At 72.7% G+C, this 21,435-nt stretch carries 26 protein-coding genes and 5 pseudogenes; 20 read left to right on the forward strand and 11 right to left on the reverse strand.

Annotated features, from left to right (window positions below; translation table 11 throughout):
• Positions 1–11: 11 nt before the first annotated feature.
• The 9 genes and pseudogenes from ACQ86J_RS24480 (at position 12) to ACQ86J_RS24520 (ending at position 7,647) form a co-directional block, all read left to right on the forward strand.
• Positions 12–1,232, forward strand: coding sequence for a patatin-like phospholipase family protein (locus ACQ86J_RS24480; RefSeq protein WP_431267572.1), 1,221 nt, complete (start codon positions 12–14; stop codon positions 1,230–1,232).
• 286 nt (positions 1,233–1,518) lie between these two features.
• Entirely contained in the window at positions 1,519–1,908 is a 390-nt protein-coding gene (locus tag ACQ86J_RS24485; RefSeq protein WP_431267573.1) for a hypothetical protein, read from the forward strand.
• The gene (locus tag ACQ86J_RS24490; protein ID WP_431272516.1) at positions 1,869–2,900 is read left to right on the forward strand and encodes a M20/M25/M40 family metallo-hydrolase; all 1,032 of its coding nucleotides are present in this window, start codon (positions 1,869–1,871) and stop codon (positions 2,898–2,900) included. The genes ACQ86J_RS24485 and ACQ86J_RS24490 overlap by 40 nt, the downstream gene beginning before the upstream one ends.
• 150 nt (positions 2,901–3,050) lie before the next feature.
• A pseudogene (locus ACQ86J_RS24495) lies at positions 3,051–4,399 on the forward strand (AbgT family transporter).
• Between the two features lie 179 nt (positions 4,400–4,578).
• On the forward strand, positions 4,579–5,043 hold the full coding sequence (locus tag ACQ86J_RS24500) for a hypothetical protein (protein ID WP_431267574.1): 465 nt from the start codon (positions 4,579–4,581) through the stop codon (positions 5,041–5,043).
• A gap of 37 nt (positions 5,044–5,080) precedes the next feature.
• Positions 5,081–5,773, forward strand: a complete 693-nt coding sequence (locus ACQ86J_RS24505; RefSeq protein ID WP_431267575.1) for a MarC family protein — start codon at positions 5,081–5,083, stop codon at positions 5,771–5,773.
• A 40-nt stretch (positions 5,774–5,813) separates the two neighbouring features.
• On the forward strand, positions 5,814–6,794 hold the full coding sequence (locus tag ACQ86J_RS24510; protein ID WP_431267576.1) for an SLC13 family permease: 981 nt from the start codon (positions 5,814–5,816) through the stop codon (positions 6,792–6,794).
• The gene (locus tag ACQ86J_RS24515; protein ID WP_431267577.1) at positions 6,791–7,405 is read left to right on the forward strand and encodes an SLC13 family permease; all 615 of its coding nucleotides are present in this window, start codon (positions 6,791–6,793) and stop codon (positions 7,403–7,405) included. The genes ACQ86J_RS24510 and ACQ86J_RS24515 overlap by 4 nt, the downstream gene beginning before the upstream one ends.
• Positions 7,297–7,647 carry an SLC13 family permease gene (locus ACQ86J_RS24520; protein WP_431267578.1) on the forward strand — a complete coding sequence of 117 codons (351 nt, stop codon included), beginning with the start codon at positions 7,297–7,299 and terminating at the stop codon, positions 7,645–7,647. The genes ACQ86J_RS24515 and ACQ86J_RS24520 overlap by 109 nt, the downstream gene beginning before the upstream one ends.
• A gap of 21 nt (positions 7,648–7,668) precedes the next feature.
• Here ACQ86J_RS24520 and ACQ86J_RS24525 read toward each other — a convergent pair whose 3' ends face one another.
• Entirely contained in the window at positions 7,669–8,448 is a 780-nt protein-coding gene (locus ACQ86J_RS24525; protein ID WP_431267579.1) for a helix-turn-helix transcriptional regulator, read from the reverse strand.
• Between the two features lie 349 nt (positions 8,449–8,797).
• On the opposite strand from ACQ86J_RS24525, the gene ACQ86J_RS24530 reads away from it, so the two are divergent.
• Genes ACQ86J_RS24530 through ACQ86J_RS24540 form a run of 3 tightly spaced genes read left to right on the forward strand, consistent with a single transcriptional unit; the run spans position 8,798 to position 10,445 of the window.
• Entirely contained in the window at positions 8,798–9,391 is a 594-nt protein-coding gene (locus tag ACQ86J_RS24530) for a hypothetical protein (RefSeq protein ID WP_431267580.1), read from the forward strand.
• Positions 9,392–9,444: 53 nt separating this feature from the next.
• Positions 9,445–9,822, forward strand: a complete 378-nt coding sequence (locus ACQ86J_RS24535; RefSeq protein WP_431267581.1) for a glutaminase — start codon at positions 9,445–9,447, stop codon at positions 9,820–9,822.
• Positions 9,807–10,445, forward strand: coding sequence for a glutaminase (locus tag ACQ86J_RS24540; RefSeq protein WP_431267582.1), 639 nt, complete (start codon positions 9,807–9,809; stop codon positions 10,443–10,445). Before ACQ86J_RS24535 ends, ACQ86J_RS24540 begins: the two co-directional genes overlap by 16 nt.
• Here ACQ86J_RS24540 and ACQ86J_RS24545 read toward each other — a convergent pair whose 3' ends face one another.
• Positions 10,446–10,580: a hypothetical protein gene (locus ACQ86J_RS24545; protein ID WP_431267583.1), complete on the reverse strand. Its 135-nt coding sequence runs from the start codon at positions 10,578–10,580 to the stop codon at positions 10,446–10,448.
• A 30-nt stretch (positions 10,581–10,610) separates the two neighbouring features.
• Here ACQ86J_RS24545 and ACQ86J_RS24550 point away from each other — a divergent pair, with 30 nt between their 5' ends.
• From ACQ86J_RS24550 to ACQ86J_RS24585, 8 genes and pseudogenes are all read left to right on the forward strand, one after another.
• Positions 10,611–12,098 (forward strand): MFS transporter, encoded by a 1,488-nt coding sequence (locus tag ACQ86J_RS24550; protein ID WP_431267584.1) that lies wholly within the window; start codon positions 10,611–10,613, stop codon positions 12,096–12,098.
• A 93-nt stretch (positions 12,099–12,191) separates the two neighbouring features.
• A pseudogene (locus ACQ86J_RS24555) lies at positions 12,192–12,473 on the forward strand (asparaginase domain-containing protein); the annotation flags it as partial.
• Positions 12,474–12,498: 25 nt separating this feature from the next.
• A pseudogene (locus ACQ86J_RS24560) lies at positions 12,499–12,663 on the forward strand (asparaginase domain-containing protein); the annotation flags it as partial.
• 127 nt (positions 12,664–12,790) lie between these two features.
• Entirely contained in the window at positions 12,791–13,144 is a 354-nt protein-coding gene (locus ACQ86J_RS24565; RefSeq protein ID WP_431267585.1) for a hypothetical protein, read from the forward strand.
• Between the two features lie 13 nt (positions 13,145–13,157).
• Positions 13,158–13,667, forward strand: coding sequence for a DUF1269 domain-containing protein (locus ACQ86J_RS24570; RefSeq protein WP_431267586.1), 510 nt, complete (start codon positions 13,158–13,160; stop codon positions 13,665–13,667).
• 5 nt (positions 13,668–13,672) lie between these two features.
• Entirely contained in the window at positions 13,673–13,933 is a 261-nt protein-coding gene (locus ACQ86J_RS24575; protein WP_431267587.1) for a lipid A-modifier LpxR family protein, read from the forward strand.
• 5 nt (positions 13,934–13,938) lie between these two features.
• Positions 13,939–14,247, forward strand: a pseudogene (locus ACQ86J_RS24580) (lipid A-modifier LpxR family protein); the annotation flags it as partial.
• A gap of 88 nt (positions 14,248–14,335) precedes the next feature.
• The gene (locus ACQ86J_RS24585; protein ID WP_431267588.1) at positions 14,336–14,725 is read left to right on the forward strand and encodes a lipid A-modifier LpxR family protein; all 390 of its coding nucleotides are present in this window, start codon (positions 14,336–14,338) and stop codon (positions 14,723–14,725) included.
• Positions 14,726–14,789: 64 nt separating this feature from the next.
• Here the strand turns inward: ACQ86J_RS24585 and ACQ86J_RS24590 are convergent, their stop codons facing one another.
• From ACQ86J_RS24590 to ACQ86J_RS24630, 9 genes and pseudogenes are all read right to left on the reverse strand, one after another.
• The gene (locus ACQ86J_RS24590) at positions 14,790–14,972 is read right to left on the reverse strand and encodes a hypothetical protein (protein ID WP_431267589.1); all 183 of its coding nucleotides are present in this window, start codon (positions 14,970–14,972) and stop codon (positions 14,790–14,792) included.
• Positions 14,973–15,063: 91 nt separating this feature from the next.
• Complete coding sequence (locus tag ACQ86J_RS24595; RefSeq protein ID WP_431267590.1) at positions 15,064–15,729, reverse strand: proton-conducting transporter membrane subunit; 666 nt, start codon at positions 15,727–15,729, stop codon at positions 15,064–15,066.
• A gap of 91 nt (positions 15,730–15,820) precedes the next feature.
• Positions 15,821–16,270, reverse strand: a pseudogene (locus ACQ86J_RS24600) (proton-conducting transporter membrane subunit); the annotation flags it as partial.
• Between the two features lie 147 nt (positions 16,271–16,417).
• On the reverse strand, positions 16,418–17,914 hold the full coding sequence (locus ACQ86J_RS24605) for a complex I subunit 5 family protein (RefSeq protein WP_431267591.1): 1,497 nt from the start codon (positions 17,912–17,914) through the stop codon (positions 16,418–16,420).
• Positions 17,911–18,234 (reverse strand): NADH-quinone oxidoreductase subunit K, encoded by a 324-nt coding sequence (locus tag ACQ86J_RS24610; RefSeq protein WP_431267592.1) that lies wholly within the window; start codon positions 18,232–18,234, stop codon positions 17,911–17,913. The genes ACQ86J_RS24605 and ACQ86J_RS24610 overlap by 4 nt, the downstream gene beginning before the upstream one ends.
• Positions 18,231–19,172 carry a hydrogenase subunit MbhD domain-containing protein gene (locus ACQ86J_RS24615; protein WP_431267593.1) on the reverse strand — a complete coding sequence of 314 codons (942 nt, stop codon included), beginning with the start codon at positions 19,170–19,172 and terminating at the stop codon, positions 18,231–18,233. The genes ACQ86J_RS24610 and ACQ86J_RS24615 overlap by 4 nt, the downstream gene beginning before the upstream one ends.
• Positions 19,169–19,723, reverse strand: coding sequence for a monovalent cation/H(+) antiporter subunit G (locus ACQ86J_RS24620; protein ID WP_431267594.1), 555 nt, complete (start codon positions 19,721–19,723; stop codon positions 19,169–19,171). The genes ACQ86J_RS24615 and ACQ86J_RS24620 overlap by 4 nt, the downstream gene beginning before the upstream one ends.
• A complete protein-coding gene (locus tag ACQ86J_RS24625) occupies positions 19,716–20,198 on the reverse strand; it encodes a Na+/H+ antiporter subunit E (protein WP_431272517.1) in 483 nt (160 codons plus the stop codon). The genes ACQ86J_RS24620 and ACQ86J_RS24625 overlap by 8 nt, the downstream gene beginning before the upstream one ends.
• Entirely contained in the window at positions 20,195–21,193 is a 999-nt protein-coding gene (locus ACQ86J_RS24630; protein WP_431267595.1) for an efflux RND transporter permease subunit, read from the reverse strand. Before ACQ86J_RS24630 ends, ACQ86J_RS24625 begins: the two co-directional genes overlap by 4 nt.
• Positions 21,194–21,435: the final 242 nt, after the last annotated feature.

Genomic DNA, 21,435 nt, shown 5'->3' on the forward strand with positions numbered 1-21,435 from the left:
ATGCGTCCGCGATGCCGCAGCTGTGCCGCCGCCTCGCCACCGTGCTGGCGGTCATCCTGCTGGCGGGGCTGGGCGGCTGCGCCAGCATCCTGCGGCTCGAGGCACCGCCGGTGGAGGTCACGGCGGAGCTGCCGGTCCTCGGCATCACCAATGCCCGCTTCTGGCCTGACGGCGCGCCGGAGCCGCTGCGGCGCGAAGCGGCCATGATGTTGCAGCGGCAGCGCGCCCGGACCTCCGGCGCGCTGCCGCCGACTCTTCCTCGCTTTGTCGGGCGGCGGCGACAGCGGCGCCTATGGCGCCGGCGTGCTGACGGGCTGGACCGCCACCGGCGACCGCCCGGGATCGACATCGTCACCGGCATCTCCGCCGGCGCGCTGATCGCACCCTTCGCCTTCCTCGGGCCGGACTACGACCCGCAGTTGCGCGAAGTCTTCACCGAGCTTGCGCCACGCGACGTGCTGCTGCTGCGCCGGATACCCCTGGCCCTGCTGTTCGGCCTGTCGCTCGCCGACACCTCCCCGCTCTACCGGTTGATCGAGCGGCAGGCCGACGAGCGGATGCTGGCCGCCATCGCGCGCGAATACGCGCGCGGCCGGCTGCTGCTGATCGGCACCACCAATCTCGACCTGCAGCGCCCGGTGGTCTGGAACATCGGCGCCATCGCGGCCAGCGGCCATCCGCAAGCGTTGACCCTGTTCCGGCGCATCCTGCTCGCCTCGGCCTCCATCCCCGGCGCCTTCCCACCGGTGCTGATCGATGTCGAGCATGCCGGGCAGGCGCATCAGGAGATGCATGTGGACGGCGGCGCCGCGACCCAGGTCTTCCTCTATCCGCCGGCGCTCGACGCCCGCAGCCTGGCCGGCGCCGCCGCGGCGTCCCGACGGCGCACCGTCTGGGTCATCCGCAACGGCCGCATGGATGTGGAGGGCGCGAACGTCAACCGCGGCCTGGTCACCATCGCCAGCCGCTCGATCGCCACGCTGCTGCATTTCAGCGGCGTCGGCGACATCAGTCGCATCTACCTCACGGCGCGGCGCGACGGCCTGGACTTCCGCCTGAGCTTCATCGGATCGGAGTTCCGGACCGAGCGGCGGGAGCCCTTCGACCAGGCCTATATGCGCGCGCTGTTCGACTACGGCGCGCAGAAGGTTCTGGCCGGCAGGGCCTGGGTGGAGGAGCCGCCTGCGGTCGGCACCCTGGCCGCGACCGCCGATCGCACGCCGGGCCGGTAGACGGGCCCCGCGCGGAGGCGACGCCGAGCGGCAGGCGACGCCACCCTGGGACGCGATGCACAGCGCCGGCATTCCCCGCCCATGCAGGGCCGCGGAACGCCGCCTATCCTGCCTCGCTGCCACATGGCCGGCTGGCGTCCCGCGCAGGGATGGCATCCGCAATCGCCGTGCGGACAGCGCGCAAGGACGCAGGAGGAGACGCAATGCCGCGCATCGACCGGACGCCTCGTCCGCGGGACCGTGGAGTCGGCCCGGTGGGCCCCGTCCAGGGCGGGGAGGGCTGTCCGTGAGCGGGCTCGACGATGTCCTCGCGCATATCGACGCCAATCTCGAGCCTGCGCTCGAGCGGCTATTCGCCCTGCTGCGCATCCGCTCCATCTCCACCGACCCGGCCTATGCGGCGGAATGCCGGGCCTGCGCCGAATGGCATGCGGCGGACCTCGCCGCCATCGGCTTCGATGCCGCGGTGCGCGACACGCCGGGCCATCCCATGGTGGTGGCGCATGACCGTAGTGCCAGCGGGCCCTCCGCGCTGTTCTACGGCCATTACGACGTGCAGCCGGTGGATCCGCTCGAGCTCTGGGACCACGATCCCTTCGAGCCTGCGTCGCCACCCGCGCCGACGGCACGCGGATCATCAAGGCGCGCGGCGCGTCCGACGACAAGGGCCAGGTGATGGTCTTCATCGAGGCCTGCCGCGCCTGGAAGGCTGTGCATGGCAGCCTGCCCATCCCCGTCAGCATCCTGCTGGAGGGCGAGGAGGAGAGCGGCGGCGTCAATCTGCCGCCCTTCCTGCAGCAGAACAAGGCGGAACTGCAGGCCGATATCGGCCTGATCTGCGACACCAACATGTGGGATCCGCGCACGCCCGCGATCCAGACCATGCTGCGCGGCCTCTGCGGCGAGGAAGTCTTCATCCATGCGGCGGACCGCGACCTGCATTCCGGCTTCTACGGCTCGGCCGCGGCCAATCCGAACCGCGTCCTGGCGCGCATCCTGGCCGATCTGCACGACGCCGACGGCCGGGTGACGCTGAAGGGCTTCTACGACGGCGTGCCGGAGCTGCCGCCGGCGCTGAAGGCGCAGTGGGATACGCTCGGCTTCGACCCGAAGGTCTTGCTCGGCGAGGTCGGCCTTTCCGTGCCGGCGGGCGAGGCAGGCCGCAGCGCGCTCGAGATGGTCTGGTCGCGTCCCACCGCCGAGATCAACGGCATGGGCGGCGGCTACCAGGGCGAGGGCTTCAAGACCGTCATCCCCGCCACCGCCTCGGCCAAGGTCTCCTTCCGCCTGGTCTTCGACCAGGATCCGCATGCCGTCCGGAAGGCCTTCCGCGAGCACGTCTTGGCGCGCCTGCCGGCCGATTGCCGCGCCGAGTTCAAGGAGCATGGCTCCGGCACCGCCATCCGCTTCCCGGTGGAGGACCCCGCCTTCGCCAAGGCCCGCCAGGCGCTCAGCGACGAATGGGGCAAGCCCGCGGTGTTCATCGGCGGCGGCGGGTCCATTCCGGTGACCTCCGAGCTGAAGAAGGCGCTCGGGATGGACGTGATCCTTGCCGGCTTCGCGCTGGAGGACGACCGCATCCACAGCCCGAACGAGAAGTACGACGTGACCAGCTTCCACAAGGGAATGCGGTCCTGGGCGCGCATCCTGGACGCGCTGGCGAAGTAGGTCGGGCAGGCTGGCGGCCCGGTGCGGCCGCCCGGAGGAGACGCAATGGATACGGGGCATGCCGTGGCGCCGGACGCGCCGCCGGCGACGCTGATGCAGCGGGTGCTGGACACGATCGAGCGGGTGGGCAACCGGGTGCCGCACCCGGTGATGATCTTCGTCTACCTGATCGTCGGGGTGGTGCTCCTCTCGCACCTGCTCTACGCCTTCGGGCTCGGCGTCACCTACCAGGTGATCGACCCGCAGACGGACAAGCTGCTGACGCGGCGGGCCATGGCGAACAGCCTGCTGACGCTTGACGGCATCCGCTTCATGTTCACCGGCGTCGTCCAGAACCTGATGGCCTTCAACGCGGTCGGCGTCATCATCGTCGCCATGCTCGGCGTCGGCATCGCCGAGGATCCGGGCTGGTGAAGGCGCTGATCAAGAAGCTGGTCGCCGCGGCGCCGGCCGGCGCGCTCACCTACATCCTCGCCTTCGTCGGCATCGTGTCCTCGATCGCGGCCGATGCCGGCTACCTCGTGCTGATCCCGCTGGCCGCTGCCGCCTATGTCAGCATCGGCCGCCATCCGCTGGCCGGGCTGGCGCTGGGCTTCGCCTCGGTCGCCTCCGCCTTCCTGGTCAACGTCATGATCGTGCCGACCGATGCGATCCTGACCGAGATCACCAACGACGCCATCCACCTGCTCGACCCGAACCGGTTCATCGACCTGGCGGCGAATGTCTGGTTCTCTATCGCCTCCGTCGCCCTGCTGGTGCTGCTGATCGGCCTAGTGAACGACCGCGTGGTCGAGCCGCGGCTTGGCGCCTATGCCGGCGAGCGCCCCGATGCGGCGGAGGGCGTGCTGAGCCCCGCTGAATCGCGCGGCCTGCGCTTCGCGCTCTACGGCATGCTGGCGGTGATCGCCTTCATCGCGCTGCTGACGCTGCCGCCCGGCGCGCCGCTGCGCCATCCCGAGACGGGAGCGATCATCGGCGTCTCGCCCTTCATGGCCAGCCTGATCGTCTCGATCGCCCTGATCTTCGGCGTCTCGGGCGCCGCCTTCGGGATCGGCGCGGGAACGCTGCATGGCGCCAGCGGCATCATCGGCGCCATGCAGAAGGCGATCGCCAGCCTGGCCGGGCTGATCCTGCTGCTCTTCGTCATCGCGCAATTCCTCGCCTTCTTCAACTACAGCAACATGGCGACGCTGGCCGCCGTCGGCCTTGCCGGTGTGCTGAAGGATGCCAATCTGGGGCCGCTCTGGCTGCTGGTCGGCTTCATCCTCGTCACCCTGATCATCGACCTGATCATCACCGGCGCCGTGGCGAAATGGGCGCTCTTCGCTCCCATCTTCATCCCGCTGCTGATGAAGCTGAACGTCGACCCCGAGGTGGTGCTGGCGGCTTACCGCGTCGGCGACAGCCCGATGAACACCGTCACGCCGCTGAACGCCTATTTCGCGCTGATCGTCACCTTCGCGCAGCGCTACCAGAAGGAAGCGGGGTCGGCACGGTGATCGCGTTGATGCTGCCCCATGTGGCGGTCATCTGCGTCGGCTGGACGCTGCTCTTCGTCGCCTGGTTCATCCTTGGCCTGCCCTGGGGCCTGTGAGCGCGCGGCACGCCATGCTACGCGCCCGTTCCGCCGGCGCGGCGCCGCCCGCCCTGCAGCCGGCGCCGCATCGGGGAGACCTGCATGATCCCGCGCCACCGCCGTGCCGTCATCGCCGGCCTCTGCCTGCTGCCCGGCCTGACACCCCGTCCGGCCCGGGCACAATCGCGGCGGCCGGACCCGAACCCGGATGCCTCGATCGAGATCGAGCAGGTCCGCATCGGCATCCTGGCGGTCGGCGCCGCGGTGGGCGGCGGGCGGCTTCGCTTCCGCGGCGAGGAGCTGTCCTTCTCCGTCCGCGGGCTGGGATCCGGCAGCCTCGGCATCGCCACCCTCTCGGCGAGCGGAGAGGTGTTCAACCTGCGCCGGCTGGAGGACTTCCCTGGCCGCTACGAGGAGCGCGCCGCGCCGCGCCCCGTGGGCGGCGAGGGCGGGCCGCAGACGCGCTTCCTGCGCAACCCGGCCGGCGTCGAGCTGCGCCTCCGCACCGAGCGTGCCGGCGGGCAGCTGCGCTTCGCCCAGGGCGGCATCACCATCGAGCTGCGCTGACCGCGGCGGGCCGCGCCGGGCCCGGGCGGGCGCGGCGATGATCGACGGCTTCCTCGTCGCCAAGCTGCTCTCGGACTGGCTGTTCGGCTATTCCGCCCTGATCAGCATCATCAACCCGCTGGGCGGCGCCCTGGTCTTCCACGGGATGACCCAGTGGCTGACGGCGCGGCAGAGATCGCGGCTGGCGCGGGCCATCGCGCTGAACAGCTTCGCCGTGCTGGTGGTGGCGCTCTTCCTCGGCTCCCGCGTGCTTGGCTTCTTCGGCGTGTCGCTCGAGGCGCTGCGCATCGCCGGCGGCCTCGCCGTTGCCGTCTCCGGCTGGCGCATGCTGAACGAGGAGCCGGAGGCGCGCCGCAAGGACGATCGCGCGCCCGCCGCGCTCGACACCGCGCCGGTGGAGCGGATGGCCTTCTTCCCGCTGACCCTGCCGCTGACCACCGGGCCCGGCTCCATCGCAGCCTCGATCGCGCTCGGGGCGGAGCGCGGCGCGGCCGGCCTCGGCGACCTGATGGTCGGCGCCGTCACCGCCATCCTCGTCGCCGCCACGGTCGCCGCCTCGGTCTGGCTCGCCTATGCCTATGCTGCGTCGCTGGTCCGCCGGCTCGGCCCGCAGGGCACCCTGATCGCCTCCAAGCTCGCCGCCTTCTTGCTGCTCTGCATCGGCGCGCAGATCATGCTGACCGGCGTGACCGAGGTGCTCCGGTCCCTGCCCTGGGCGCGCGGCGGATGACCGCCGCCTGCCACCCACATCCCGGCCGAAGGGCCCGCACATGACCACCGACCTCCTCCTCGTGCTGCTGCTGCTCGGCGCCGCGGTGGCGATGTTCATCATCAATCGCCCGCGCATGGATGCGGTGGCGCTGATCATGATCGTGCTGCTGCCCTTCACCGGCACGGTGACGGTGCAGGAGGCGCTGGCCGGCTTCAGCGACCCGAGCATCGTGCTGATCGCGGCCCTGTTCGTGATCGGGGAGGGGCTGGTGCGGACCGGCGTCGCCCGCCAGGTCGGCGACTGGCTCGGCGACAAGGCGGGCAGCAGCGAGACGCGGCTGCTCGTCCTGCTCATGCTGGTCGCCGCGGGCCTCGGCGCGGTGATGAGCGGGACCGCCGTAGTGGCGATCTTCATCCCGATCGTGCTGCGGCTCTGCCAACGCACCGGTGCCTCGGCCCGCGCGCTGATGATGCCGCTCTCGGTGGCCGCGCTGCTCAGCGGCATGCTCACCCTGGTTGCCACCGCGCCGAACCTAGTGGTGAATGCCGAGCTGCAGCGCCAGGGCGTCGAGGGCTTCAGCTTTTTCTCCTTCACCCCCTTCGGTCTGCCCCTGCTGCTGGCCGGCATCGCCTACATGCTGGTGGCCCGCCGGCTGCTGGCCGGCAGAGCGGCCCCGGCGCCCGTTCCCCGCCGGGCGCGGCTGGCCGATTGGGTCGAGCTCTACGCCCTGCCGGACCGCGAGTACCGCCTTGCGGTGCCCGAGCATTCCGCGCTGGTCGGGCTGACGCTGAGCGCGCTGCCGCTCCGCGCCGAAGGCATCAACATCCTGGCGGTGGAGCGGCGCCGGCGCTTTGGCCGGGACCTGCTGCATCCCGCGGCGTCCCGAGGCGCTGCAGGCCGGCGACGTCCTGCTGGCCGACGTGCAGGAGACCCAGGTGCCGCATGCCGAGCTCTTCGCCCGGCACGGCCTGCAGCCGCTGCCGCCGGGCGACGACAGCCGCTACTTCGCCAGCCTGGCGCAGGAGGTCGGGATGGTTGAAGCGCTGGTTCCGGCCGAATCCGAGCCTGGTGGGCCAGACGCTGCTGCAGGCGCGGCTGCGCTCGGAGGACGGGCTGACCACGGTCGGCCTGCGCCGCGGCCGGGCGATCGTCGGTCCGGACCTGCTGCGGCAGAAGCTGCAGGTCGGCGACACCTTGCTGCTCTTCGGCTTCTGGTCGGAGATCGCCGAGCTGCGGGGCGGCAACCGCGACCTCGTGCTGCTGAACCTGCCGGCCGAATTCGACGAGGTGCTGCCCGCGCCAGGCCGTGCGCTGCAGGCAGTGGCTGCCTTGCTGGTCACGGTCGGGATGATGGTCAGCGGCATGCTGCCCAATGCGCATGCCGCGTTGATCGGCTGCCTGCTGATGGGCCTGACCGGCTGCGTGGACCTGCCCAGCGCCTACCGCGCCATCAGCTGGAAGAGCCTGGTGCTGATCGTCGGCATGCTGCCCTTCTCGGTCGCGCTTCAGCGCACGGGGGCGTCGATCTCGCGGCGGACGCCGTGCTTGCGGTCGCCGGCGACGCCGCGCCGCACCTGCTGCTCGGCGTGCTCTTCGTCATCACGGCGGGGCTCGGCATGTTCATCTCGAACACCGCGACGGCGGTGCTGATGGCACCCGTCGCGCTGGCGATCGCGGCGGATGTCGGCGCCTCGCCCTATCCCTTTGCCATGATCGTCGCGCTTGCCGCCTCCTCGGCCTTCATGACGCCGGTCTCTTCGCCCGTGAACACGCTGGTGGTCGCGCCAGGCGGCTACGGCTTCAGCGACTTCGTCAAGGTCGGCGTGCCCTTCACGCTGGTGGTGATGGCGATCAGCCTGCTTCTGGTGCCCTGGCTGCTGCCGCTGCGCTGATCGCCCCGGGCAGGACGGCGATCACGGCCGGCGCTGCAGCTGCAGCAGATCCGTGAGGCTTCCTGCCGGCCCCGTCCGGCCCGGCCGCCTCGGGGAGGCGTCGCTCAGTCCCGCAACGGCCGCCGAGCGCACCTCGCTCGGCGTGCAGCCATATTCGCGACGGAAGGTCCGGCTGAATGCCGAGGCGTCGAAGAAGCCCAGATCCTCGGCGACCTCGTGGATGCCGCGCTGGTTGTCGGGATTGGCCAGCGCGCGGTGCGCCTCGCGCAGGCGCTCGGACTGGATGTAGCGGGCGACGCCGCCCATCGGCTCGAACAGCCGGTAAAGCTGCGAACGCGACATGCCGACCAGCCGGCAGATCCGCTTCGGCGTCAGTGTCGGGGACCGCAGGTTCTGCCGGATCGCCTGGCGGACGCGCTCCAGCCGCGCATGGTCGAGCAGCGGGGCCGCGGCCTCCAGCGTGCCGGCCGGGGGCGCGATGCAGGCGGCGACCATGGCCCGCGTCGCCGTGACCAGCCGCGGCAGTTCGGCCTCCGTCACGTGGCAGAGCTGCGCGTCGATCATCTCGAGATACTGCCCGAGCAGGACGCCGAGGCTGCCCTCGAGCGGCTGGTGCAGGCTGCGGTCGATGCTCGGGGCGAGGCTGGGATAGAGGTCGCGCGGCACGACCAGGCTGACCCAGTCGAGATCGGACCGTTCGGCCTCGAAGGCGCTGCCGAGCGAGAGGATGCAGGGCAGGCCGGCCTGCAGGACGGCGGAGCCCGCTTCGGTCCAAATCCGTTGCACGCCGCGGCGCGCCACGCGGATCACCCAGTGGTCGATTGCGTCGCGTCGGATCTGCGCCTGGGTCCGCCGGTAGCGCGGCGGCGGCTGCCGACATGCTGGTCAACGCGAAGGGGCCGAGCTTCCAGGCGGTGCAGTGCGCCCGATAGCCAACGGCCTCGCCGAGCGGTGCGACAAGATTGATCACGGGGCCGCATTGTACCTGCCAGGCCCTCGAACTGCTGCGCCGGGGTGACCGTGGCCGTTGAGAAGACATGCGCCGGCCGCAGCCTGGAATCCCGCGCGGCAACGGCGAAGGCAGGCGTCGAGAGTAGCCCGGCGTCCTGGGTCCGGGCGAGGATCGCGGTGTGCATTCCTGGCGCCTTCCGTGGAATTGCTGCCTGCAGCAAATATCGGCGGCCGCACGGAAACCGGTTCGGCGACGTCCAGCAAGCCGAACCTGCTGGTTTGGGACGACAGGTTCATGGTGGGGATGCCAGGCCAATCCTTTCGGCGGCGCCGGGCGCTAGCGTCCGCGCGGCGCGCCGACCGCACCAGCCAGGCTGATCCCCCCACGGTTCAGGGAAGCCTGCGTCGACGCAACCAAACGCGGAGAGATCCGATGTTGTCTCGCTGTTCGACGATCGTTCTGGCCGGGCTTGCCGGCCTCGCCCCGGCGCTGCCGGCCGCCGCGCAGTCCAGCATGGGATCGCGCGAATCCCGGGCAGCCGGGCGCAACGGTCTGGCGCCCGACCTCCGCGCCGAGGTGCTGCGCCGCGTCAGCGAAGGCAATACGCCGCGCGGCATGCTCGAGGTCATGCTGCTGAACGCCATGCAGGCCCGCTTCCCGGCCAGCAGGATCGTCGCAGTCGACACGGGCGGTGGCGTTGCCGTCATCCAGACGCCGGAGAGTCAGCTGAAGGCGCTGACCTTCAACAAGCGGCAGGGATTGCAGCTGGTTGGCGAGGTCGTCCTTCAGTAGTCGCCCGGGGCCGGTCCCGCGGGCCGGCCCGCTCGCCCACGGAGACAGCGCTTATGCACCGTCTGTTGCACCTCGAGGAAGCGGCCGGCCCCGCCGTGGTTTCCACCGGCCGGCTGCCGGACGCGACGGCGGTCGACGGCCTGGTTCGCGCGGCCCGGGAGCGCTACGCCCCGATCGCCGAGGGCAAGGTCGCCGATTATATCCCGGCTCTTGCCGTGGCCTCGCCCGACTGGTTCGGCCTCTGCGTCGCCGGGGTGGACGGGACGCTGCATGCGGCCGGGGAGGCGGACCGCGCCTTCTCCATCCAGAGCATTTCCAAGCCCTTCGTCTTCGCCCTGGTCTGCCAGGCGCTGGGCGGCGGGCGGGCGCGGAGAGCATCGGCGTCAACGCGACCGGCCTGCCCTTCAACTCCGTCATGGCGATCGAGCTGAACGCCGACCGCACCATGAACCCCATGGTGAATGCCGGCGCCATCGCCACCACCAGCCTGGTGCCGGGCCGCAGCCATGCGGAGAAGTGGTGCTTCCTGCTGGACGGCCTCTCGCGCTTCGCCGGCCGCGGCCTGGCGATGGACGAGGCCGTCTATGCCTCGGAAGCCGCGACCAACCAGCGCAACCAGGGCATCGCGCGGCTGCTGCAGGGCTATGGCCGGATGTACTGCGACCCGGACGAGGCGACCGACCTCTACACCCGGCAATGCGCCGTCAACGTCACCGCCCGCGACCTGGCGGTGATGGGGGCGACCCTGGCCGATGGCGGCGTGAACCCGGTGACGCGGGAGCGCGTGCTGGATGCCGACCGCTGCCGGCGCGTGCTGGCGGTGATGGCCACCGCGGGTCTCTACGAGCAATCCGGCGACTGGCTCTACGAGGTCGGCCTGCCGGGAAAAAGCGGGGTCGCCGGTGGCCTCGTCACCATCGCGCCCGGCAAGGGCGGGCTCGGCACCTTCTCGCCGCCGCTGGACGAGGCCGGCAACAGCGTCCGCGGCCAGCTCGCCACCCGGTTCCTGTCGGAGCAGCTGGGGCTGAACCTCTTCGCGTCGCGCCCGGCCTGATCAACACCACAGGGAAGGAACCAAGGCCATGAACGTCCAGTCCAGCCCGCTGGCGCCGCCGCCTGCCGCCGCGGTCCGCGAAAGCTGGGTGCCGATGATCGCCATTGCGCTCGGCCAGGCGATCATGTCCTTCAACGTCGCCGCGCTGCCGGTCTCCTCTCCGGAATGGTGGCGAGCTTCGGCGTCCCGCCCACCACCATCGCCACCGGCATCGTCATGTATTCGCTCGCGGTCGCGGGCTTCGTCATGCTGGGCGCGAAGCTGGTGCAGCGCTTCGGCGCCACGGCCCTCTTCCGCTACGTGGTGCTGGCTTTCGGCGCGGCGCAGGTGCTGATGACCTTCGCGCCGGCGGCGCCGGTCATGCTCGCGGCACAGCTGCTGGCCGGCCTCGCCGCGGCGGCGAACGTGCCGGCGCTGGTGGCGCTGATCGCGCATCACTATCGCGGGGAACAGCAGGCGACCGCGGTGGGCGCGCTGGGCTCGGCCCGGGCCGGCGCCGGCGTGGCGGCCTTCCTCATCGGTGGCATGCTCGGCACCTTCATCGGCTGGCGCCCGGTCTTCGGCCTGCTGATCCTGGTCTGCGCCCTGGTCTTCTTCCTCAGCTTCCGGCTGAAGCCGCAGGCGGCCCGGCCGGAGGTGCGGATCGACCTGGTCGGCGTCGTGCTCGCCGCGGCGGCCATCATCCTGACCGTCTTCGGCTTCAACAACCTGAACCGCTGGGGCCTCGGCACCGCGCGGCCCGGCGCGCCCTTCGACGTGCTCGGCATGTCGCCGGCGCCGCTGATGATCGTCACCGGCCTCGTGCTGCTGCAGGTCTTCGTCGCCTGGTGCCGGCGGGTGCAGGCGCGCGGCGGCACGCCGCTGCTCGACCTGCGCGTCGTCACCTCGAACCAGGAACGGGCGGCGGTGATCGCGATGTTCAGCGTGGTGGCGCTGGAGGCGATGCTGAACTTCGCCGTGCCGCTCTACATTCAGATCGTCCAGGGCCGGACGCCGATCGAGACGGCGATCGCCATGATGCCCTTCAACCTGACGGTCTTCTTCACCGCCATGCTGGTGGTCCGGCTCTACCGCCGCTTTACCCCGCGGGTGATCGGCATGGCCGGCTTCGGCCTTTGCACCCTGGCGCTGCTCTGGCTGGCCGTGGTCGTGCACAACGACTGGAGCGCGCCGGTGGTGATGACCGGGCTGATCCTCTTCGGCCTCGGCCAGGGGGCGTTGGTGACCCTGGTGTTCAACGTGCTGGTCACCGCCGCGCCGAAGGAACTGGCGGGCGATGTCGGCTCGCTGCGCGGGACGGCGCAGAACCTGGCCGCCGGCGTCGGCACCGCGGTGGCCGGGGCGCTGCTTGTCGGCCTGCTCAGCGCCAACGTGCTGGCGCGCCGTTGCCGAGAACCCGCAGCAGCCGCCGGAGATCCAGGCGCAGGTCGATCTCGACAGCATCAACTTCGTCTCGAACGACCGGCTGCGCGAGGTCATGTCCCGCACCACCGCCTCGCCCGAGCAGGCGGCGGCGGCGGTCGAGGTCAATGCCGCGGCCCGGCTGCGCGCGCTGAAGATCGGGTTGCTGATCATGGCCTGCCTCGCCCTGCTGACCATCCTGCCCGCCAGCCGGCTGCCCGGCTACAAGCCGGAGGAAATCCCCGATGGTGACGGCACGCCTCGACCCGGCCACGCCGGCCGGGGAGCGCGGCTGAAATGGCGCGGCCACGCATCCTCGTCCTCTCGCTCGGCGGCACGATCACCATGCTGCCGGGCGAGGCAGGCGGCATCGCGCCGAAGCTCGGCGCCGAGGACCTCGTCGCGGCTGTCCCGGCGCTGGCCGAGGTGGCGGAGGTGGTGGCGCATTCGCCCTTCCGCCTGCCGAGCCCCTCGCTTTCGCCCGCCAACCTGGTCGAGGTCGCGCAGCGGATCGAAGAGGCCTTCGCCCAGGATTTCGCCGGTGCGGTGGTGGTGCAGGGCACCGATACCATCGAGGAATCCGCCTTCCTGCTCGACCTGCTGCTCGGCGGCGACCAGCCTGTGGTGGTGACGGGGGCGATGCGCGGCGCCGATGCGCCGGGCGCCGACGGGCCGGCGAACCTGCTGGCCGGCGGTCCGCACCGCGGCCTCGGCCGAGGCGCGCGGCCTCGGCACGCTGGTGGTGCTGAACTACGACATCCACGCCGCACGCTTCGTGCGCAAGGCGCATACCGCGCTGCCTTCCGCCTTCGCCTCGCCGCTCGCCGGACCGATCGGCGTGGTCGCGGAAGGCCGCCCGCGCATCTACGCCCGGCCGCCGCGGCTGCCCGGCCTGCCGAGCTATGGCGGCCTCGCCCTGCCGCGTCGCGCTGCTGCACTGGGCCATGGGCGAGGACGGAAGGCTGCTCGAGGTGCTGCCGCAGCTCGGCTATGCCGGCGCGGTCATCGAGGGCATGGGCGCCGGCCATGTCCCGGCCGAGGCGGCGCCGCTGCTCGGCGAGCTTGCTGCCCGCATGCCGGTGGTGCTCGCCAGCCGTTGCCTGACCGGGCCGGTCTTTACCGGCACCTATGGCTATGCCGGCGGGGAAATCGACCTGCTCGGCCGCGGCCTCATCCCGGCCGGCATCCTCTCCGGCCTGAAGGCGCGGCTGCTGCTCGGCCTCGCGCGTCCGCAACGGCCGCGGCCAGCCCTGCGCCGCCGCGGCCTTCGCGCCCTACCAGTAACCCGCAACACCTAGGACAACACCAATCATGGCCGATCTCCTCGTCATCGCCTTTCCGACCGAGACCCAGGCCGAGCAGGTGCGCAGCCGCCTGCTCGGCATGCAGAAGGAATACCTCATCGAGCTCGGCGACGCCGTCGTCGCGGTGAAGCAGCCGGACGGGCAGGTGAAGCTGAACCAGCTCTTCTCGCCGGCCGCCGCCGGCGCCGCGTCCGGCGCGCTCTGGGGCTCGCTGCTCGGGCTGATCGTCCTCTCGCCCCTGCTCGGCGCCGCGATCGGCGCGGCGTCCGGCGCGCTCGGGGGCAAGCTCTCCGATGTCGGCATCAACGACCAGTTCATGCGCGACGTGTCCAAGAGCCTTGAGGCCGGTCATGCCGCGTTGTTCCTGCTGATCCGCAAGATGACCGCCGACAAGGTCATAGCCGAGCTGCAGGGCGCCGGCGGCACCGTCATGCGCAGCTCCTTCGACGAAACGAAGGAGGAGGCGCTGCGCGAGGCGCTGGCCGGGGCGCAGGCCGCCGCCGCGACCGCTGCCTGAACGGAGTGGCGGCCGCGCCGCGGCCGCCGCCGACCGCCATGCCGAAGATGGCCATCCGCACGTCCTGGCTGCTGGCCTGCGCCCTGCTGCCCGCCGCATCCATGCGTTCCGCGCTCGCGCAGGACATCACCCCACGTCCGGCCGATCGGGCCGGGACCTTCGCCTTCATCCTGGAGAACGACACCTTCGGCGGCACCGACAAGTACTACACCAACGGCTTCCTCTTCGCCTGGCGCTCCTCCCCTACAATCCGCCGGCCTGGCTGAGCGGCGTGACTCAGGGTGGGCTGCTGTTTCCGGAAGGCGGCACGCCGCGCTGGGGCCTTGCCTTCGGGCAGAAGAAGTTCACGCCCGAGGATACGCTGACCCGCGACCTGGACCCGAAGGACCGGCCCTATGCCGGCTGGCTCTACGGCACCGTCTCGCTGGTCTCCTCGAACGACCGCAGCTTCGGCAGTGCCGAGCTCCAGGTCGGCGTGGTCGGGCCCTCGGCGCTCGGCCGGCAGGTGCAGAACACCACGCACGACATCCTGGGCATCGACCGCGCCTATGGCTGGAGCAAGCAGCTGCACGACGAGCCGGGGGTGAACCTCGTCCTCTCGCGCCAGTGGCGGGTGAACGCGCCGCTCGGCACCGACGGCCTGGCGTTCGGCATCGTGCCCAACCTCAATGGCAGCCTCGGCAACGTTCAGAACCTATGCGAGCGGCGGGGTCATGTTCCGCGTGGGCACGAAGCTCGATGCGGATTTCGGCCCGCCGCGGGCGCGGCCGGCGACGGCCGGCTCGGTCTTCTTCGAGCCCGATGGCGGCTGGGGCTGGTATGCCTTCGCCGGCCTCGACGGCCGGGTGGTGGGGCGGGACATCTTCCTCGACGGCAACACCTGGCGGGACAGCCGGCATGTGGACAAGGAGCCGGTGGTGGCCGATGCCAGCCTCGGCGCGGCGATGATCATGCCCTGGGCGCGGCTGACCATGACCTACACGCTGCGCACCAGGGAGTTCACCGCCCAGCGCGAGCTGGCGCAGTTCGGCTCGGTCAGCCTCGCCTTCCGCTTCTGAAAGCCGCGCCGTCCCGCGTCCCCGAGCGGGATCGCGGGCGCGCCCGGTAGACGGGGCAACGGCGTCAACGCACCGCGGCGAGCATCGCACACGACAGGGCCAGCACCAGCGCGAGCAGCGCAAGCCCGGCCGCCGGCCAGGCGCGCAGCCCCGCTTCCAGCCGCGCGGCCGCCGTGCCGATGGTCTCGCCGAGGCGGCGGAGGCGGCCGACAGCGCGGAGCAGGTCGCCTTCCGGCACGAGCGGCAAGGCGTCGCCCCAGCGGGTCAGGGCCGCGGACAGGCCAGGCGCCGGCCAGCACGGGCCAGAGCGCCGCGCCGGGCTCCTTGCCGAGGAGGTCCTAGGGATCGCCGAGGCCGAGCGGCCGGTACAGCGCCCAGGGCAGCAGCAGCGCCGCGCCGGCCATGCCGAGCCAGAGGGCCAGCAGCGCCGGCACCGGCCGCGCCGCCACGGCCGGCGTGGCGGCGAGGCGGCGGACGAAATGCAGCATCAACAGCGTGGAGCCCGTGGCCGAGAGCGCCGCGAGCGCCCCGACCAGCCCGGCGCCGAGCTGCGGCTTCACCGCCGCCTTGGCCAGCGCCCCGCCGGTGCCCGGCATCCCGCCGAAGCCGAGGGCGAGCACCAGCGCGGGCAGCAGCACCAGGATCCAGCGGCGGCGTCCGGGCATCGCCGCGACGCCGACGCCGAGGAACAGCGCACCCTTCGCCAGCACATGGTGGGTGGCGTAGAAGGCGACGGCCATGGCGGTGCCGGGCACGGCCAGCGCCAGGCCCATGCCCAGCGCGGCGATGGTCACGCCCATCTGGCTGACCGTCGAGTAGGCCAGCACCGTCTTCGGGTTGGCCTGCACGATGCCGCAGCCGACGCCCCAAAAAGCCGTCAGCAGCCCGAGCCCGGCCAGCACGGCGCCCCAATCCGCCGACGTCCCGTCCATAGGCAGGAAGCGCAGCAGGCCGACGATGCCGGCCTTGACGATGGCGCCGCTCAGCACGGCCGAGGCCGGCATGGGGGCGGCCGGATGCGCCAGCGGCAGCCAGACGATGCAGCGGGACGAGCCCGGCCTTGAGGCCGAAGCCGGCAACCAGCAGCCCCAGCGCGACGCCGCGTGCCGGCGATCCCGGCAGCGCGGCCAGCGCATCGGCGATGGCGAGGCTCGGCCCCGGCACGGCATCGGCCAGCAGCGCGAAACCGAGCAGCAGCGCGACCTCCCCCAGCACCGCCAGCAGCAGCGTCACCTCGCCGGCCCGCCGGGCGCGCGGCGTGCCGTCCTGCACGATCAGCCCGAAGGCCGGCAGGCTCACCAGGGCGAAGGCAAGGTAGAAGCTGACGAGGTCGGCCGCGACGAACACGCCGAGGCTGCCGGACAGCGTGACCAGCCACCAGAGCGCGAAGCGCTGCGCCCCGGGCTCCCGGCCCAGATAGGCCTGCAGCATAGGCGCCGGCCGCGCTCCAGAGCAGCGCGACGGCGCCGAGCAGCAGGGCCGAGGCCGCGTCCAGCGCCAGGGTGAAGCGCAGCCGGCCGGGGTCCATGACGAGGGGCGGGCCATCCGCCGCCAGCAGCGCCGCGGCCAGCGCGGGCAGCGGCGCCAGCCAGAGCAGCCCAGGCAGGCGCCGCCGCGGCGCCTTCCACAGGCAGGCCAGCAGCAGGCCGAGCGGCGCACCGAAGCTGGCCATTAGAAGAAGCTGTGACCCCGTCACGGCCCGGCCCCCAGCCGCCCCACCTGCACCAGGCCGAAGGAGGCGAGCGGCAGCAGGCCCAGCCCGACCGAGACCAGCGCCAGGGCCAGGGCCACCAGCTGCGGCCCGCGCGGCATTGCCGCGGGTGGCGGCGCCTCGGCCACCGGCGGTGCGGTCAGCGACCCGGCCAGCACGCGGTAGACGTAGCCGCCGGTCAGCACGCCGCCGCCGACGATCACCAGCGCCCACCACCATTGCCCGGTGCCGAGGGCCGAGGTGAGCAGCAGCCATTTCGCAGTGAAGCCGCCGCTCGGCGGGATGCCCATCAGCGACAGGCCGGCGAGCCCGAAGGCGAGCACGCAGACCGGCACCGCCCGCCCCGCGCCGCCCAGCCCGGCGATGCGGTCATGCCCCAGCGCGCCGGCGATCAGCCCGGCCGCGAGGAACATCGCCGCCTTGGCGAAGGCATGCGAGCCCGCCTGCAGGATGCCGCCCATCCAGGCGCGGGACGACGTCTCGGCATCGCCGGCCAGCACCAGCGGGAACATCAGGAAGAGGTAGCCGATCTGCGCCACGGTCGAGTAGGCGACCAGCAGCTTCAGCCGCGCCTGGCGCAGCGCCACCAGGCTGCCAACCAGGATCGCCGCGGCGCCGAGCGTCGCCAGCAGCGGCGCCGCGGCGGCGGCAGCCAGCGGCGGCATCACCCAGAACCACAGCCGCAGCAGCAGCACGAAGGAGGCCTTGACCACCAGCCCGGACAGAACGGCGGAGGCCGCCGGCGGCGCCCCGGCATGCGCCGGCGGCAGCCAGAGATGCAGCGGGAAGAGCGCCATCTTGGCCGCGAGCCCGGCGGTCATCAGCGCCGCCGCCAGCAGGGTCGGCGCATCCGCCCGCGCCGCCCCGGCCAGCAGGGTGATGTCCAGCGTACCGTAGCCGCCATAGAGCAGCGCGGTGCCGAGGAGGTAGAGCACCGAGCCGATCAGGGCGAAGAGCAGGTAGCGCAGCTCGGAGCGGAACTGGCTCGGCTTGCCCTCGAGGCAGGCGAGGGCAAGCGCCGCGAAGGTCAGCATCTCCAGCGCGACGAACAGGTTGAACAGGTCACCGCCCAGGAAGGCTGCGGCGAGCGCGGCCGAGAGCGCCAGCAGGAAGCACCAGAAGGCGAAGGGCGCCCGGGCCTCTGCGACGCCGGACGGCGTCGCATGCTCCACCCGGCCGAACAGAGCGACGGCGCCGAGCACGAGGGCCGAGGTCAGCAGCATCGCCGAGGCCACGCCATCGGCTCGCAGGGCGAGGCCGAGCGGCGGGGCCCAGCCGCCGACCGCATAGGCCAGCGGCGCCCCGGCCCGGTGGACCGCCGCGGCGATCAGCAGGGCCAGCAGGGCGCCGAGGCCGAGCGTTGCGAGGGCGATGCGCTCCGCGACCCGGCCGCCGAGCACGAAGGCCGCCAGCATGCCGCCGACCGGCAGGACCAGCGCCAGCACCAGCAGGCTGCCATGGGGTGTGGCCAGGCTCATGCCTCGGCCGACTCGTCCGGCTCGGCGATGGTCGCCGCGCCGGTGATCTGGTGCATGCGCAGCGCCATGACCACCGCCAGTGCCGTCGCGGCGAAGGCGACCACGAGGCCGGTGATGACCATGGCCTGCGGCACCGCATCCGCCCCGCCGCCCGGGCTGCCGCCGCGCCGCGCCACCACGCCGAAGAGCAGGAAGACGCCGGCGCCCAGCAGGTTGAAGGCGAGGATCTTCCGCAGCACCACAGCCTGCACCACCAGGCCGAACAGGCCGAGGCCGACCAGCGCCGCGCCGGTCAGGCCGAAGACCAGCGGGCCGCTCATGCCGCGCGCTCCGGCGGGCCGGCGACCAGCAGGGCCAGGGCGGCGGCGACGGAGAGGGTCATCGCCGCCTCGATCACCAGGATCAGCGGCTTGGCCAGGCCCGGCGGATAGGCGAGGAAGCCGTCGGCGATCGCGAAGCCGGCCAGCCCGATCAGGAGGAAGGCCAGCGGCCCCGCCGCCAGCATCAGCCGCACGCGCCGGTCGGCGATGGAGGGCGGCTGCACCAGCCCCGCCATCCAGGCGAGCAGCCACATGGCGGCGAGGATGGTGCCGCCCTGGAATTTCCCGCCCGGCGCGTCGGTGCCGACCCAGGCGACATAGATGCCGATGACGAGGCCGAGGGGCGGCAGCAGCCGCGCCAGCAGCGCCAGCGGCCCGTCATCCTGCCGCGGCAGGAGCGGCCCCGGCCGGCCGCCCCAGTGACGGTCCGGCGCCATCGACCAGACCGCCAGCACGGCGAAGACCAGCACCACCGATTCCAGCAGCGTATCCAGGCCGCGGAAGGCCATCAGCACCGCCGCCACCGGGTTGCCGAGGCCGAGCGGCGCGGTGCGGGACGCCGCCTCCGCCGCCAGGCCGGGCGCCGGGGCCGGCAGCGCCAGCACGGCCAGCGCCAGGCCGAGGCCGACCGTGCCGGCCAGCAGGCCGGCGGCGATCCGCGTCGCCCGGCCGGGCGCGGCGGCCGCGACCTCCGCCTCCCCGCCGCGCAGCCGGACCACCGCCAGCAGCAGGATCACGCCGGTGGCGCCGGCGCCGATCGCCGCCTCGGTCAGCGCCACGTCCGGCGCGCCCAGCCGGACCCAGGCCAGGGTCAGCAGCAGGCCGAGGCCGACGAAGCCGATGGTGGCAGGGAAGGCGGCCGGCGCCGCCAGGGTCCAGCCGGCGGCGGCCAGCACCAGCGCGGCCAGCAGCCCGTCCAGCAGCCAGTCGAGGGTCACGCCGGCGGCTCCGGCCGGCGCACCTGCTCGGCGATCAGCTGCGCCGTGGTGGCGCCGGACAGCAGCACAAGCGCCCAGACCAGCAGGAGCTTGAGGCCGAAGAGCCAGCCCGGCGCGAAGGGCAGCAGCCCCAGCACCACCAGGCCAAGGCCGAGGTTGTCGGCCTTGGTCAGGGCATGCAGCCGGCTCGGCACGTCGGGGAAGCGAATCAGCCCGGCGGTGCCGGCGACGAAGAAGCAGGCCCCGGCGGCGATGGCCAGCAGGCCGAGCAGCGGCAGCGCGGCGCTCATCGCGAGCCGACCAGCCGTGCGGCCAGCACGAAGGCGACCGAGGCGAAGGCGCCGAGCAGCGCCAGCACCAGCGCGACATCGAGCAACGCCGCTTGCCGGCGTGGCGCCGCCGAGCAGCAGCAGGACGGCGATGCCGCCGGTGGCGAGCAGCTGCGCCGCCATCAGCCTATCCGCCGGGTCGGGGCCGCGCAGCACGCGCCACAGCCCGACGGCGACCGCCGCGAGGATGACGAGGCCGGCGAGGACCAGCGCCTCAGCCATGGCGGAGCCGATGGCCTGCGGCGGCGGCGAAGAGCGTCTCGGCCGCGCGCGTCTCCACCGCCACCGGCAGGCCGGCATCGAGCGCATGCACCACCAGCCGCCCCTCCGCGTCGAGCCCCGCGGGCAGGGTGCCCGGCTGCAGGCTGGCCAGCAGCCGGAAGCCGTCGCGCGCCGGACCAGGCGGCAGGCGGAGCGGCACCGCGACCTCGCAGGGCCGGACGCGACCCCGCGGGTCGAGCGCGCGGAAGGCGATGTCGAGGCCGGCGGTGACCGAGGCCCGCATGACTTCCCCGGCCAGCCGCAGTGCCGGCCAGGGCCGCAGCCCGCGGCCGGCAGGCGGCAGGAGGCGCAGGCTGGTCCAGGCCGCCAGGGCCGCCGCGGGCAGGCCGACCAGCAGGCCCGCGGCGCCGGGTCCGGCCAGCACGAGCCAGAGGCCGAGAAAGCCGAGGCCCCGCCAGGCGGCGGCCCCGCTCACTCGGCCCCCGCCGGGGCCGGGACCGGGGCGTGCCGCCGATCGGGCGCCCGGGCGCCGAACCAGGTGACGTAGAGCGTCGGCAGGAAGACCAGCGTCAGCAGGGTGGCGACCAGCAGCCCGCCCATGATGGCGAAGGCCATCGGCCCCCAGAAGACGGTGGGCGCGATCGGGACCATGCCGAGCACGGTCGAGAGCGCGGTCAGCATCATCGGCCGGAACCGCCCCGAGGCCGCGGTCACCGCCGCGTCCCGCACGTCGCGGCCGGCCGCGCGGTCGTCCTCGATCTGCACGATCAGGATGACGGCGTTCTTCGCGATCATCCCGATCAGCGCCAGGATGCCGAGGATGGCGACGAAGCCCAGCGGCCGGCCGAAGACCAGCAACGCCAGCACCACGCCGACGATGCCGAGCGGCAGCACCGCCAGCACCACGAACAGGCGCTGGAAGCTCTGGAGCTGGAACATCAGCACCGTGAGCATGAGCACGATCATGACCGGCACGACGGCCATGACCGAGGCGCGGGAGTCGGCGCTCTCCTCCGCGATGCCACCGAGCTCGATGCGGTAGCCCTTGGGCAGCGTCGCGTTGATCTGCGCGATCGTCGGGGCAAGGCGCGCCACCACGCCGTCCGGCAGCACGCCGGGCAGGACGTCCGCCTGCACGGTCAGGGTGGGCACGCGGTCGCGGCGCCAGACCAGCGGGTATTCCTGCTCGTAGGAGAAGGTGGCGAAGGTCTCGAGCGCGACGGTGCGCCCGCCGGGGATGGAGATCTGCAGCGAGCGGAGCGTGTCGAGCGACAGACGCTGCTCCGGCAGGGCGCGGGCGATCACCGGCACCAGGTAGATGTCGTCCCGGACCTGGGTGATGGCGGAGCCGGTGACGGCGGCGTCGAGCGACGCGGCCAGGCTGGCGGAGCTGACCCCGAGCTGCCGCGCCTGGTCCTGGTCCACCTGGACGCGGAGCTGGCGGGAGGGCTCCATCCAGTCGAAGTTCACGTGCCGCGACCCCGGGATCCTTGGCCACGGCGTCGCCGACGCGGAAGGCGATCTCCCGCAGCGTCTCCACTTCCGGCCCCACCACGCGGTACTGCAGCGGCCAGCCGACGGGCGGCCCGAGCTCAAGCGGGGAGACGCGGGCGATCGCGGCTGGAAATTCCTCGGCCAGCAGCGTCTCCAGCCGGCGGTGCAGCCGCTCCTGCCCCGGCAGGTCCTTTGCCACCACCACCGCCTGGGCGAAG

The organism is Dankookia sp. P2 (assembly GCF_050632255.1).
In the GTDB taxonomy this organism is placed as follows: Bacteria; Pseudomonadota; Alphaproteobacteria; order Acetobacterales; family Acetobacteraceae; genus Paracraurococcus.

Excerpts from the sequence above, each read along its gene's own strand:
- ACQ86J_RS24480 (WP_431267572.1), top strand. The coding sequence starts at position 12 with ATGCCGCAGCTGTGCCGCCGCCTCGCCACCGTGCTGGCGGTCATCCTG.
- ACQ86J_RS24500 (WP_431267574.1), top strand. The coding sequence starts at position 4,579 with ATGATCCCGCGCCACCGCCGTGCCGTCATCGCCGGCCTCTGCCTGCTG.
- ACQ86J_RS24505 (WP_431267575.1), top strand. The coding sequence starts at position 5,081 with ATGATCGACGGCTTCCTCGTCGCCAAGCTGCTCTCGGACTGGCTGTTC.
- ACQ86J_RS24510 (WP_431267576.1), top strand. The coding sequence starts at position 5,814 with ATGACCACCGACCTCCTCCTCGTGCTGCTGCTGCTCGGCGCCGCGGTG.
- ACQ86J_RS24535 (WP_431267581.1), top strand. The coding sequence starts at position 9,445 with ATGCACCGTCTGTTGCACCTCGAGGAAGCGGCCGGCCCCGCCGTGGTT.
- ACQ86J_RS24540 (WP_431267582.1), top strand. The coding sequence starts at position 9,807 with ATGGCGATCGAGCTGAACGCCGACCGCACCATGAACCCCATGGTGAAT.
- ACQ86J_RS24550 (WP_431267584.1), top strand. The coding sequence starts at position 10,611 with ATGGTGGCGAGCTTCGGCGTCCCGCCCACCACCATCGCCACCGGCATC.
- ACQ86J_RS24565 (WP_431267585.1), top strand. The coding sequence starts at position 12,791 with ATGGGCGAGGACGGAAGGCTGCTCGAGGTGCTGCCGCAGCTCGGCTAT.
- ACQ86J_RS24570 (WP_431267586.1), top strand. The coding sequence starts at position 13,158 with ATGGCCGATCTCCTCGTCATCGCCTTTCCGACCGAGACCCAGGCCGAG.
- ACQ86J_RS24585 (WP_431267588.1), top strand. The coding sequence starts at position 14,336 with ATGGCAGCCTCGGCAACGTTCAGAACCTATGCGAGCGGCGGGGTCATG.
- ACQ86J_RS24595 (WP_431267590.1), bottom strand. The coding sequence starts at position 15,729 with ATGCCGGCCTCGGCCGTGCTGAGCGGCGCCATCGTCAAGGCCGGCATC.
- ACQ86J_RS24605 (WP_431267591.1), bottom strand. The coding sequence starts at position 17,914 with ATGAGCCTGGCCACACCCCATGGCAGCCTGCTGGTGCTGGCGCTGGTC.
- ACQ86J_RS24610 (WP_431267592.1), bottom strand. The coding sequence starts at position 18,234 with ATGAGCGGCCCGCTGGTCTTCGGCCTGACCGGCGCGGCGCTGGTCGGC.
- ACQ86J_RS24620 (WP_431267594.1), bottom strand. The coding sequence starts at position 19,723 with ATGGCTGAGGCGCTGGTCCTCGCCGGCCTCGTCATCCTCGCGGCGGTC.